This window comes from Salipiger mangrovisoli (assembly GCF_015223355.1).
Classification (GTDB): domain Bacteria; phylum Pseudomonadota; class Alphaproteobacteria; order Rhodobacterales; family Rhodobacteraceae; genus Salipiger; species Salipiger mangrovisoli.
Genome location: NZ_JADFFK010000005.1, coordinates 24,397 through 37,007 on the forward strand (window position 1 = coordinate 24,397; position 12,611 = coordinate 37,007).

Annotated in this window: 12 protein-coding genes; 2 read left to right on the forward strand and 10 right to left on the reverse strand. The window is 66.6% G+C overall.

The window, feature by feature from the left end; translation table 11 throughout:
• Positions 1-254: 254 nt before the first annotated feature.
• Complete coding sequence (katG, locus tag IQ782_RS08045; RefSeq protein ID WP_194134114.1) at positions 255-2,429, reverse strand: catalase/peroxidase HPI; 2,175 nt, start codon at positions 2,427-2,429, stop codon at positions 255-257.
• A 232-nt stretch (positions 2,430-2,661) separates the two neighbouring features.
• Between katG and IQ782_RS08050 the strand changes: the two genes are divergently transcribed.
• The gene (locus tag IQ782_RS08050; protein WP_194134115.1) at positions 2,662-3,546 is read left to right on the forward strand and encodes a formate/nitrite transporter family protein; all 885 of its coding nucleotides are present in this window, start codon (positions 2,662-2,664) and stop codon (positions 3,544-3,546) included.
• Here IQ782_RS08050 and IQ782_RS08055 read toward each other — a convergent pair.
• From IQ782_RS08055 to IQ782_RS08090, 8 genes are all read right to left on the reverse strand, one after another.
• Positions 3,543-4,187, reverse strand: a complete 645-nt coding sequence (locus IQ782_RS08055; RefSeq protein ID WP_194134116.1) for a YitT family protein — start codon at positions 4,185-4,187, stop codon at positions 3,543-3,545. The two genes, IQ782_RS08050 and IQ782_RS08055, sit on opposite strands and share 4 nt — an antisense overlap.
• Positions 4,188-4,229: 42 nt before the next feature.
• Positions 4,230-5,462 (reverse strand): NAD(P)/FAD-dependent oxidoreductase, encoded by a 1,233-nt coding sequence (locus tag IQ782_RS08060; RefSeq protein ID WP_194134117.1) that lies wholly within the window; start codon positions 5,460-5,462, stop codon positions 4,230-4,232.
• Positions 5,455-6,219: a TetR/AcrR family transcriptional regulator gene (locus tag IQ782_RS08065; protein WP_194134118.1), complete on the reverse strand. Its 765-nt coding sequence runs from the start codon at positions 6,217-6,219 to the stop codon at positions 5,455-5,457. Before IQ782_RS08065 ends, IQ782_RS08060 begins: the two co-directional genes overlap by 8 nt.
• A 151-nt stretch (positions 6,220-6,370) precedes the next feature.
• Positions 6,371-6,793: a YbaN family protein gene (locus tag IQ782_RS08070; protein WP_240989174.1), complete on the reverse strand. Its 423-nt coding sequence runs from the start codon at positions 6,791-6,793 to the stop codon at positions 6,371-6,373.
• 265 nt (positions 6,794-7,058) lie between these two features.
• Entirely contained in the window at positions 7,059-7,340 is a 282-nt protein-coding gene (locus IQ782_RS08075) for a hypothetical protein (RefSeq protein ID WP_194134119.1), read from the reverse strand.
• 250 nt (positions 7,341-7,590) lie between these two features.
• Positions 7,591-8,172, reverse strand: a complete 582-nt coding sequence (locus tag IQ782_RS08080; RefSeq protein ID WP_194134120.1) for a DUF1190 domain-containing protein — start codon at positions 8,170-8,172, stop codon at positions 7,591-7,593.
• 23 nt (positions 8,173-8,195) lie between these two features.
• Positions 8,196-9,410 (reverse strand): glutathionylspermidine synthase family protein, encoded by a 1,215-nt coding sequence (locus tag IQ782_RS08085; protein ID WP_194134121.1) that lies wholly within the window; start codon positions 9,408-9,410, stop codon positions 8,196-8,198.
• 185 nt (positions 9,411-9,595) lie between these two features.
• Positions 9,596-10,375 (reverse strand): META domain-containing protein, encoded by a 780-nt coding sequence (locus IQ782_RS08090; RefSeq protein ID WP_194134122.1) that lies wholly within the window; start codon positions 10,373-10,375, stop codon positions 9,596-9,598.
• 285 nt (positions 10,376-10,660) lie between these two features.
• On the opposite strand from IQ782_RS08090, the gene IQ782_RS08095 reads away from it, so the two are divergent.
• The gene (locus IQ782_RS08095) at positions 10,661-11,131 is read left to right on the forward strand and encodes a hypothetical protein (protein WP_194134123.1); all 471 of its coding nucleotides are present in this window, start codon (positions 10,661-10,663) and stop codon (positions 11,129-11,131) included.
• Positions 11,132-11,204: 73 nt separating this feature from the next.
• Here IQ782_RS08095 and IQ782_RS08100 read toward each other — a convergent pair whose 3' ends face one another.
• Positions 11,205-12,584, reverse strand: a complete 1,380-nt coding sequence (locus IQ782_RS08100; protein ID WP_194134124.1) for a YncE family protein — start codon at positions 12,582-12,584, stop codon at positions 11,205-11,207.
• Positions 12,585-12,611 lie beyond the last annotated feature (27 nt).

The following is a 12,611-nucleotide window of genomic DNA, read 5'->3' on the forward strand; positions in this document are numbered from 1 at the left end:
TCCTGGGATGGGATCGGCCTTCCTTACCGCGCGCCTCGCCACGCCGGTCACGAGCGCGACCCTGCGCCGCGGGCTGCCGAACCCGCGCTGTGCCGCGCGCGTCCGCGATGCGCGCGACGCAAGAGGGGGCTCCGCCCCCCGGCCTGCGGCCTCCCCCCGGGATATTTCAACCTAGAAGAATGGCGCGCGCTGCAGACAGGAAAAGGCCCGCACCCCGGGGAGGGTGCGGGCCGCTGTTCAGGCTCCGGCGCGGATCACTTCACGTCGAAGCGGTCGGCGTTCATCACCTTGGTCCAGGCGTCCACGAAGGCCGCCAGGAAGGTCTCGGTGCCGTCGTCCTGGGCGTAGATCTCGGCGTAGGCGCGCAGGATCGAGTTCGAGCCGAACACCAGGTCGACGCGGGTCGCGGTCCATTTCACCTCGCCGGTCCTGCGGTCGCGGATCTCGTAGAGATCGCGGCCCGCCGGAACCCAAGTATAGGCCATGTCGGTCAGGTTGACGAAATAATCCGTGGTCAGCGCGCCGGGACGGCTGGTGAAGACACCGTGCTTGCTGCCGCCGTGGTTGGTGTCCATGGCGCGCATGCCGCCCAGCAGAACGGTCATCTCGTTCGCCGTGAGGCCGAGCAGCTGTGCCCGGTCGAGCAGCATCTCTTCCGAGGAGACCGCGTAGTCCTTCTTCTTCCAGTTCCGGAAGCCGTCGGCCACCGGCTCGAGCGGATCGAAGCTTGCGGCGTCGGTCATCTCGTCCGTGGCGTCACCGCGGCCCGGCGCGAAGGGCACCGAGATGTCGTGGCCCGCGGCCTTGGCGGCCAGTTCCACCCCGACGTTCCCGGCCAGCACGATGGTGTCGGCGAGGCTCGCACCGGCAGCGTTCGCCAGCGGCTCGAGCACGTTCAGCACGCGGGCCAGACGCTCGGGCTCGTTGCCTGCCCAGTCCTTCTGCGGCGCAAGGCGGATGCGCGCTCCGTTGGCACCGCCGCGCATGTCGGAGCCGCGGAAGGTGCGGGCGCTGTCCCAGGCGGTCGACACGAGGTCCGACACGCTCAGGCCCGAGGTCGCGATCTTCGCCTTGAGGCCGCCGATGTCGTAGCCGGTGGCACCGGCGGGGATCGGGTCCTGCCAGATCAGGTCCTCGGCGGGCACGTCGGGGCCGACGTAGCGCACCTTCGGGCCCATGTCGCGGTGGGTCAGCTTGAACCAGGCGCGGGCGAAGACCTCCGAGAAATACGCCGGGTCGGCCATGAACTTCTGGCAGATCGCGTTGTAGATCGGGTCGACCTTCATCGCCATGTCGGCGTCGGTCATCATCGGCATGCACTTGATCGAGGGATCCTCGACGTCTGCGGGCATGTCTTCCTCGCGGATGTCGATGGGCATCCACTGCCATGCGCCGGCGGGGGACTTCTTGAGTTCCCACTCGTAGCCGAAGAGCAGCTCGAACCAGCCCATGTCCCACTGGGTGGGGTTCTTGGTCCAGGCGCCCTCGATGCCGGAGACCACGGTGTCGCGGCCGATGCCGCGGCCCTTGGTGTTCATCCAGCCCATGCCCTGCGCGGTCACGTCGGCGGCCTCGGGATCTTCCGACAGGTTCGCCGCATCGCCGTTGCCATGTGCCTTGCCGATGGTGTGGCCACCGGCGGTCAGCGCCGCGGTTTCCTCGTCGTTCATCGCCATGCGGGCAAAGGTCTCGCGGACCATCGCGGCGGTGCGCATCGGATCGGGCTGGCCGTTGACCCCCTCGGGGTTCACGTAGATGAGGCCCATCTGCACCGCCGAGAGCGGGTTCTCGAGCGAGGCGGGGTCGGTCACGTCATCGTAGCGCGTGTCGGAGGGCGCGAGCCATTCCTTCTCGGCGCCCCAGTAGACGTCCTTCTCCGGGTGCCAGATGTCCTCGCGGCCAAAGGCAAAGCCGAAGGTCTTCAGGCCCGCGACCTCGTAGGCGATGGTGCCCGAGAGGATCATCAGGTCGGCCCAGGAGATCTTGTTGCCGTATTTCTTCTTGATCGGCCAGAGCAGGCGGCGGCCCTTGTCGGTGTTGACGTTGTCCGGCCAGCTGTTCAGCGGCGCGAAACGCTGGTTGCCGGTGCCGCCGCCGCCGCGGCCATCGGCCAGGCGATAGGAGCCAGCCGCGTGCCATGCGACGCGGGCGAACATGCCGACATAGGAGCCCCAGTCCGCGGGCCACCACTCCTGGCTGTCCTTCATCAGGGCGCGCAGGTCATCCTTGAGCGCTTCCACGTCGAGCTTCTTCAGCTCCTCGCGGTAGTCGAAGGCCGGGGCGAAGGGCTTCGTCTTGGCATCGTGCTGGTGCAGGATGTCGAGGTTCAGCGCGTTCGGCCACCAGCTGGTCACCGAGGTCGCGGTCGAAGTCTGACCGCCGTGCATCACCGGGCATCCGCCCGAGGGTTTCACATCATTTCCGTCCATCGTTGGCTCCGACATTCGCTGCGTTGGTTGTTTTGTGCGGTTTGCGCCGCCACCGGGCGCTGGGGCCGATGGGGTGACCAGACACCGCTTGGCTATGGTCTACCGTCAGCACGCGATAAACGGAAATTGGATTTATTTGTGTTTGGGATAACTAAAACTTATTGAACCAAGCGCCAAGCCGAGCCCGCAACGGGGGCAGGGAACCCGGACGCGGCGAACTGGTTGCAAAGGGATGAATGATGATTCCGACCCCACCCGCAACGATGCTTTGAAGAACGACACCATCCACCGCCCGGCAGAGGAGCGCTCGGTGGACAGCGCCTCGCGGCTTTCGGCACGGCTGATCTACGAGGTGGTGCGTCGCGACGGCGAGGAGGAGCTCAATCGCCCGACCGTCTCGCTGATCTGGTCCGGCCTTGCGGCGGGCATCCTGATCAGCCTGTCGGTGCTGGCCCAGGCCGTGCTCCGGGCGCATTTGCCGGAGGCCGGCTGGGCGGTGCTGATCGAGAGCCTGGGCTATTCCCTGGGTTTCATCGTGGTGATCTACGGCAGGATGCAGCTGTTCACCGAGAACACCATCACCACGGTGATGCCAGTGGTCGCGAGGCGCTCGGCACGCTGCTTGCGCCAGATGATCCGGCTTTGGGCAATCGTCCTGTCGGCAAACGTGCTGGGCGCGATCATCGCCTCTGGTTTCCTGCAACTTCCGGGCGTGCTGGCACCGGAGCTGGGCGAGAGCCTGCTGGCCGTCGCCCGCCACGCGGTCGAGGGAACGGCCGGAGGAAACTTCCTGCGCGCGATGCCCGCCGGGGTTCTGATCGCTGCGCTGGTCTGGGTCATGCCCGGTGCCCGCGGCGAGGCTCTGCTGATCGTGCTGGCGATGACCTGGCTGCTCGCGGTCGCGGGATTCGCACATGTCATCGCCGGATCGGTCGAGGCCGGGCTGCTGGTGTGGCACGGCGAGATCGGGATCGCCCAGGCGGCCTGTGGTTTCTTCCTGCCGGTTCTGGCAGGCAACGTCGCCGGCGGCACGGCGATCTTTACCTTGGTCACCTGGGGACAGGTGAAGAACGAGGTGGCCCAGGCCGAAGAGTCACACGCCGGGCGGCGCGCCTAGGCTGCCTTTGGCGTGGCCTTTGCAGCGGCGGGCTGCTGGCCGATCTGTTGGCCGGTCTGCTGGATGCGGAAGTTCCAGGCAATCACCGCGTTCAGCACCGCCGCCCCGACGAAGGAATAGCCCACCAGCTCCAGCGGCAGCACAAAGCACGACACCAGGAAGACCAGCGCATCAAAGCTCATCTGGAACCAGCCGGTCTTGAAACCGGTCTTTTCCTCGACGATCAGCGCCAGAACTCCGAGACCGCCGGCCGAGGCATTGTGGCGGAACAGCGCGATCAGCCCAGCTCCGGCGCTGGCCCCGGCGAGGACCGCTGCGACAAGCGGCGGCAGGTGGTCGAAGGACACCCAGCCCTGCAGCAGCGGCGCGGTGATCGAGATGCCGACCACCGCCGCGATCGTGCGGAGCGTGAAGCCCTTGCCGCGGCGTTTCCACGACAGCCAGAAGAACGGCAGGCTGACGAGCAGGAAGATAACCCCGAAATCCAGCGGCAGCAGGTAGGACAGCAGCACCGAGGCCCCGGCGGTCTGGCCGGTGATCAGCCCGGCCGCCTTCAGGAAGACGACGCTGAGACTTGCCATGAGAATGCCGAAGGCGATGCCTTGCGCGTCATAGAGCGAGATCGGGGATTTGAGCGGCATGGGAGGTCTCCAGCGGCGAGGCTTGTGACTTGGGAGGGGCGGTCAAAGGCGATGGGCGGGTGCCAGCGCGCGGGAAAGGGCGGTCTCTTCGCCGTCGATCGCGGCGGCGAGCAACGCGCCGGTTGTCGGCCCGAGCGTGAACCCCTGGTGGCCGTGGCCGAAGTGGAACCACAGCCGCTGATGGCGCGGCGCGGCCCCAACCAGCGGCAGCATGTCCGGCAGGCAAGGGCGGGTGCCCGACCATTGCGGCTCGTCCACCCGTGCGCCGATTTCGAGCATGTCCGACAGCGCGGCGCGGCCACGGTCGAGCTGGCGCAGGTCGGCGGGGGCCTTGCGGGTGACCAAGGCGGCGCCGGTGGCGATGCGGAGCCCGGCCCGCATCTGCCCGGCGACCACGCCATTGTCCATGTCGACGATCGGGCGCAACGGCGGGCGCGGGGTTTCGAAATGGCCGTGGTAGCCGCGCTTGTAGATCATCGGAATGCGATAGCCGAAGCGGCGCAGCAGCGTCGGCGACCAGGGGCCGAGCGCAACAATGGCATGTTCGGCCTCGACCGCCTGCGCCACCGTGTTCACCGTCCAGCCATGCGCGGAGTGGCGGAGGCTGGCGGCATCGCCTTCGAGCAGCCGTCCGCCGCGGCTGGCGAAGAGCTTGGCGTAGGAATGCACGAGGCAGCCAGGGGCGCTGCAGCTCCAGCTGTCGGTCCAATGGATGATGCCGGCGGGATCGCGAAGCAGGGCAGGGTCTTCGCGCCGGTAATCCTCCCCCGAGAGCGCGCGGTGGCGCACGCCGTAGTCCCGCCGCAAGCGTTCGGCCTCCGCGGCGTCGGCATCGAAGGCGGCGCGGTCTCGGTAGAGCTGCACCATGCCTTGCCGGGCGATCAGGTTGCCGGCACCTGCGGCCTCGACGAGCGGCGCGTGATCTTGGGTGGCGCGGGCGGTGAGCTGCGCATAGGTGCGGGAAATCTCGGCGTGCCGCCGCGGCGCCGATTGGCGGAAATAGGACCAGAGCGCCGGCGCCATTTGGGTCACGCCCCGCAGCGACCAGGTGACATCATTGCTGCGCCCGCTGACCATCGACCAGAGCGTGCCCAGATCGCGCGGCAATCCGTAGGGTTCGGCGGCCTCGGCCTGGATGATCCCGGCGTTGCCGAAAGAGGTCTCGCGGCCAGGCGCGCTTCGATCGACCAGGCTCACCGCGTGGCCGCGCGCCTGCAAGGCCAGCGCGGTGGAAACGCCGACCATGCCGGCACCGAGGACAAGGATCTCAGCCATGTTTGGGCTCCGCTGGCGAGGTATTCGGAAAATTGGCCGCGCGGGCCGCGAGCCCGTCGATCAGCAGGTCAAGCAGCACCGCGTAGCCGTCGTCATAAGAAACCTGCGCCCCGTTCTGCCAGCGCAGCACGAAGATGCGGTTGGCGAGCTGCGGCAGAGCGGCGTGGGTCAGAGGATGGGTCTTGGGGTCGACCTCGGCCATGCGCTGCGCGACGCGCTCTTCCCAGGCCCCGTCCTCCGAGGCCGGACCGGGCGCCAGCTCCATGGTGACAAAGCCGCACAACCCGCCGATCAGCGCGTTGAACGCGTCCCGCAGCGCATCGCCCTCGAAGCCGCCCTCGGCGAGGGCGACGAGCACGGTCTCGATCCAGTCAAGGCTGGCAACGCCGTTGGATTTCATCTGCGCGCCCAAAAGCGGCGAGACCTTGGGGTGGCAATGGACCGAGGCGCGATAGGCGTGGAACACCTGCCGCAGCCGCTCGGTCCAGATCGCAGAGGGGTCCTGCGCCTCGGCAAGCCCGCCGGTGATCGTGGCCGCGATGGCAGCAAACAGGTCTTCCTTGGCGCCGCCGACATGCCAATAGATCACCGCCGGGGAGACACCAAGGCTGCGTGCGAGCTCGCGCAGGGAAAAGGCCGCGAGCCCCTTGGCCTCGATCTGCGCGACGGCCGCGGCAACGATCTGCGCGCGGCTCAATCCGATCGAGGCCGCCCGGCCGCGCGGTGTTCTCCCGCGCTGGGACTCCGTGGTGCCCATCAGCCGCACACCTTTGGCGGATGCAACGGGCGGCAGGACGGGCAGGCGGCAGGACGGTGAAAGAGAGGCATCGCGGCGGATCCATGGGAAGTCTCCACCGCTTTAGCGCATCAATAGAACGATGTTCAATTGTGAATTCGAGCGCGGCAGATCATTTGCCGGCGGTGCGGCGCGGGCCGTTCGGGCGGCTCAGCACGAAGGCCGCGGCACCGCCCATGCACAGAGCCTGGATCAGCAACAGGCGTGGCGGTACCGACAGCGCGACGCTGATCAGCAAGGCAACGAGCATCATGCTCACGGCCATGGCCTTGTAGCGCGGTGCGATCGCACCATGCGCGCGCCAATCGGCGATCATCGGGCCGAAGCGCGGGTGATCCGTGAGATAGGCGTGAAGCCTCGGCGAGCTTTTCGAGAAGGCAAAGGCCGCGAGGATCACGAAAGGTGTCGTAGGCACGACCGGAAGCACGACGCCGACAATGCCCGCAAAAAGCGCGACGCCGCCAAGCGCCAGCCACAGCAGCCGCAGACCGCCAACGCGTGTCATCATCGGGTCTGTGGGGCGTTCAGAGGGCATCTTGGGGCATCCGGTCCTCGGGACGGTGATCGCAACGCGGGATGATGCGAGAGATTAGCGCGTCGCGACTGCATATCAAACCGCACGGAAGGCGCATGCAGGCGCTGGACCCGAAGGAAATCGCTGCATCGTATAAGTAGGATTATGTTAATAATTTCCTGCTAGGCCCGCAAGCCTTGTCCCGCACATGCCAGTCTCGCCGCGCCTAGATGCTGATGCCCGGGCAATGACTCGCGCGGGTCCATCGCAGGCGCCCCGAGCAGTGTCAGAGTTGACCGCTGCCGTGTCCCGGTCGCATGGCGATCTGCTCCTTGTCCGAGCGCGCAGGCCCCGACTTTGCCCGCCGCGCCGACAAAAGGAACAGCGCAAGGATCATCGCCGCAGGAATCATCAAATAAGCAAGCAACACCACAAGCGGATGCGCTCCGGCATTCCACAGGACGATCCCCGCCACGATCCCGATGAGTCCCGAAAGACACGCAATAACGAAACCGCCACCCGATGAGATTCTACGGCCTTTAACAGGCTCGTTGTTATTGTGGTTCATGCGCCTCCCTTCCTGAAAGCGGTCATTTATGACGACTAACATCTTGAAAAACAAAGGAATTAACCACAAAAACCCCGAATCCGAGCGGGGAAACGCATTCAGAATAGCGAGTTTTGGAGCGGAAAGCGAATTAATGCGTAACCCTAGGTCAATTAACCCAACGTAAAATCATCTGCGTCACATGGGATACAGAGGTGACGCTCTATATTGTGGCAGCCGCCCCAACCGCGATTATTGCGCAAGCACAATTTTAGCCGCCAAATGTGCCTCGCGCGGCACCTGTACCTCCGAATCCACCGCGCGACGCAACGGTGGCCCGGCTCATCGGTGCCTTGCCCGCGGTGGTCGGCGGCTTGGAGAACATGCTGGTGCCCAGCTTGGCGCGGCCCGAGTTGCTCGAGTAGGTGCTGGCGCCGGTGGCATTGGTGAAGCGGCCGTCGGGGGTACGGTAAAGCGGTTGCGCCGCAGCCATCCCCGAGCGGCCCCCAAGCATGTTGCCGATCAGATAGCCTGCCAGCAGCGGCATGAAGATGCTGCCCGAGCCGCCCTGCGTTGCCTGCGCTTCGCTGCCGCAGGCGCCTTCGCCATGTTGCTCCTCGCAGACCTGCAGGCTGTCATAGCGCGGTGCGGACTCGACGTGCAGCGCCTCGGCCTCGGCAAAGGCGGTGTCGCAATCCTGTGCCGAGAACATGCCGCCGGAAAGCGCCGCATTGCGGCAGCTCTCGAGGTCCGGGAAAGCCTGCGCGTCGACCTGTTCCTCGCGGCAGCCGGCAAGGGTGAAGGACGCGGCACCGACGATCGCCAGTGCGACGGTTCTGGAACGTTTACGCATCTTTTTCTCCCTTATGGCGACGGTCAGTCGCGTATGAAATGCGGCTTGAACCGCGACAGGTCCTGAGTGATCCGGGCGCGGTCCTCGCGCAGGCCGATCCCCGCGCAGCTTTCACCGATCACCCAGGCACCGACCACCGGTCGGAAGCCCTCGAAGACCGGCAGCGGCTGGTAGGCCTGCACCACCCGCGGATGCTCCTCGTAGCCTGCATCGGGCGCGGATTCCAGCAACTTCCCGTTCTCGAAGATGCGCACCGAGGCCCCTTCGCGCGAGAAGATCGGCTTGCTGACATAACCGCGTGCGAGGACGTCGGCGGCACGCTGGAACGCATCCGATCCGGCCTCGCGACCGGCCAGCGCCTCGGCCACCTCGTCCTCGAAAAAGGCAGGCAGCAGGTTCGGATGCCCTTCGAACATCCGCCAGAGCACGGGCAGCAGCCCCTTGTTCGACAGCACAGCCTTCCAGGCCGGCTCGAGCATCAGGCAGCGCGCGGTGCCAAGATGCCGCGCATAGTCGTCGCGCAGCAGGTCTTCCCAGGGATAGAGCTTGAACAGTGTGCCGATCACCCGATCCTCGGAGTCGAGGAACTGTCCGTCGGTGCTGATGGCGAGCTGCTCGAGGTCGCTGTAATGCGCGCCGAGATCGGCCTCTCGCGCAGCCCAGCCCATGGCCTCTACCGTGCCGTAATCCTCGGGGTTGCCGGCGGCTGCGGCAAAATGCAGGTCCGTGCCGGGCTCGAAAAGCGCGCGGAACCGTGCGACCAACGCCTCGTGGATGCCGTTGAACTGGTCGTCGCCCTCGCGCAGCACGCCCGCCTCGAGCTGATCCTCCAGCCAGAGCCATTGGAACGACGCGCTCTCGTACAGTGACGTCGGCGTATCCGCATTGTATTCCAGCAGCTTCGCCGGCCCCTGCCCGTCATAGGCAAAATCGAAGCGCCCGTAGATCTCGGGATCGCCGCGCTGCCAGCTCGCGGCAACCAGGTCCCAGTGCTCCTGCGGGATGCCGAGCCGGGTCAGCAGCTCCTCGCTCTGAACGATGGCGGCGGCGGCCTCGCGGCACATGCCGTGAAGCTCGGTCGCCGGGTCCTCGATGTCCTCTTCGATCTCCCGCAGCGTGAAGCGATAGGCCGAGGTCTCGTCCCAATAGGGCTCGCCGTGCATGTCGGCGAAGGTAAAGCCGAGCTCTTCGGCCTTCTCGCGCCAGTTCGGGCGCTCGCTCAGGGTCAGTTTTTCCATGCGGGACTGTTCGCGGCCTCCTCGGGGCGGGTCCGCGCCTCCCTGACAGGTTCCGTCGGAAGAAAACAGCGCGAAGTCGCCGGTTCCGCAGATATAGGAAGCGTGGGCCGGGGTTTGAGACCCCGGCGCAAGAATGACGTAACGGAACTCGTAATTTTCTTTATCTTATAATCGCTTGCCCTGCCCTACTCCGGCCGCTCCGTCAGCCGCAGGACAGCGACTCCCGCCGCGTTGGTCAGGCTCAGGTTCTTGCCGTAGCGCACAAAGCCGGTGGTCTGTTCCAGCGCAGCGACCATGGCCTTGTCGAGGTTCATGCGCGGCTCGGGACAGGCGCGGCGTGTCCCGGCCAGCGGTTGCAGGACGTGCAGCGTGCCCGCACCGATCTCGGCCCGACCGGTGAAGCGGTTGCAGCCGCCATACATGGAAAACGTGCCATCCTCGTTGAAGGCCATGCTGGGCGGATCCTCGGTCACCATCATCCGGCCGCCGATCTCGAAGGCCGCCCATTCGATGCCGGTGATGCGCGGCAGATCGGCCACCGGCATCGTGCCGGTCTGTTCCAGCGTGATCTCGGGGCGCGCGGGGGCGTCGCGGGTGATCGCGGGAAAGGCGGTGGTGGTGCGCAGCACCACGCTGTCGCCCGCACGCACCTTGCCCGCGACGATGTAGCTCATGCGCGGATCGATCGCGTCATCGTCATAGGGCAGCTTGACGATCACCGGCAACACCTCGACGCGGTAGCGATGCGCCGAGAGCACCGTGGCCGGGGCATCGGCCCGCGACACGTCGAGCAGCTCGACCTCGAGCATGGCATCCGGCGGCAGGGTTGCGCCCTCGGCCAGACGCACGACGACGGGCAGATCGACGGTCTCGGCCATGGCGGGCGCTCCTCCGAGGCTGGCCAGCAGGGCGATCGCGCCGAGCGGCCGCGCCAGATGGTGGAACAGGGGTCGGGCAATGGGCATGTCGCGTCTCCTCGCAGGATGGGCCACGTCGCCGGACGCGGACCGGGCGGGTCGGCACCCCCTGCAACCTATAGGCGCAGACCCGTGCCCGGCATGATGGCGCAAGCCCCCCTGCGCGGCAAGCGTGACCGAAGGCGCGTCGGCGCAGATTTGCCAAGATCTGCCAATATGATGACGATCATCGGCGGGGGCGACGGGCGGAAACAGCTGTGCTAGGCTCGGTGCGGATTTCCCGTCGGGCGCGACCCGGCACCAAATGACTTTTGACGAGGTGAGGATTTTGCCATGGCACGGCGCACGCGTTCGCCCAGATACGTCACGACCCTGATGATGGCCCTGATCGGGGTCATGCTCATCGCGGCCTTCATGGCTGAGGATGCCGCGGCCAAGGGAGATGTCACCTGGGCCGATCTGCCCAAGGGGCTGATGCTGCGCTACCTGCTCGCGATGGCAATCGGCGGTGCTTTGGCAGGCTGGCTGCTGTCGGGGATGTTCGGGCGGCGCGGCGTCGGGGGCTTCATGCTCGGGTTTCTCGGATCGGTGATCGCGACGCTGGTCGCGGGGCTCTTCGGCAGCGCGGCGGGGCTGCTGCCGGATCTGCTGCGGGATGGCTGGTCGAGCGCCGACCTGATCCCGGTTCTCTACGGTCTTGCCGTGCTGCCGCTGGCCTTCGCCGGGCAGCCTCTGCTCTTTGTCGGATGGCTGGTGCTGATGCTGCTCACCCACCTCTGGGCGCGGCGCATCCGCGGCGTCTGAGCCGCCGATGCTCGGACGGCAGCGCAAGCTGCGCTGCCGTCCGCGTCCGGGGCCGTCGCCCGCGTGTCGAGGATCAGGGCTTGAGGGTCACGCGGCTGATGTGATCGCCGGTGGCATCGTCCTGCCCCTTGCTCTTGTTCACCACGTAGACGCCGCCATCCGAAGCCGCGATCAGGTGGTTGGGGAAGCTGCCGATCTGGGTCTTGGCAACCACCTCGCCCTCGGGCGAGACCGCAACAAGCGAGTCCGAGCCGCGCACCGCGACCCAGGCCAGATCGTTTTCCGTATCGAAGGCGATGTTCAGCGGGCCCGAGCCGACCGGCACGTCATGCAGCGTCTCGCCGGTGGCGGCATCGACGATCAGCACGTTGTCGGTGTTGACCCCGGCGGTGAAGATACGGCCCGTCTTGGCATCATAGCCCACACCGATGGTGCGCTTGGACAGCGGCAGCGGGGTGACTGCGGTTTCCTCCCCCGAGGCGAGATCGACCGTGGCCACCTCGTCGGTGTCGAGGCTGACCACGTAGAGCGTGCCGCTGGCCTCGTCGATGTGCATGCTGGCGGTGCCGAAGGTTTCGCCGCGCTTGCCCGAACTCAGCTCGATCGGTGCGAGTTCTTCCAGCGTTGCCGCGTCGAACACGTGGATCGTCGGCTCGAAGGTCGCGGTCACGTAGACCTTGCCGTCATGCGCCAGCGCATCGCGCGGGTGCGGCACCGCGCCCTGCTCGAACTGCTTGATCAGCGACAGGTCCTCGGCGCTGTAGACAGCGACCGTGTCCTGGCGGGTGTTGGTCACCCAGACCTGCCCCTGTGTTTCCTCGACGCCGACGCCGTAGACCGCGAACACCCCGCCGTCGCGGCCATCCGGGCGGTCGGGTGCCTCTTCCGGGGTAATTTCGGCCAGAATTTCAAAGCTCTGCGGATCGAGTTTGAGGAGCTTGCTTTCGGTCACGGGCGGGCGACCGACAGCCGAGGTGACGTAGAGCGCGTCCGGCGTCTCGGCGACCTGGTAGAGCCCCGGCACCAGCTTCTGGGACGTGATGTCGAGCGCCCCGACATCGGGCAAGACCGGCGAGATCTTCAGATCGACCGTCAGCGCATATCCCGGTTCGGCGATCTCGGCGACCACCGGGTAGAGCCCCGGCTCCGCGCCCTCGGGAATGGCGATCTCGGTGCGGAACTCGCCTTTGTCGTCGGCGGTGATCGGGGTGCCCTCGGTGAGCACGACACCATTCTGGCGCAGCACAACGGTTTGACCCGGCACGAAACCTCGACCGCGGACCTCTGCGCTGCCGCCTGCGGTGATCGGCGCGCGGTTCAGGCCCTCGGCAACCATCTGGCCCTCGAAGCCCTTGGCGAGATTGGTGAAGGGATCGCTGAGTGCCGCGCTCGCCATCAGGGCGGTGAAGGCAAGGCCGCAGACGCCGGTACGGAGTGCCGAGACAAGGGACATGGAAGTCCTCCTTTGAGGGCGCGCAGG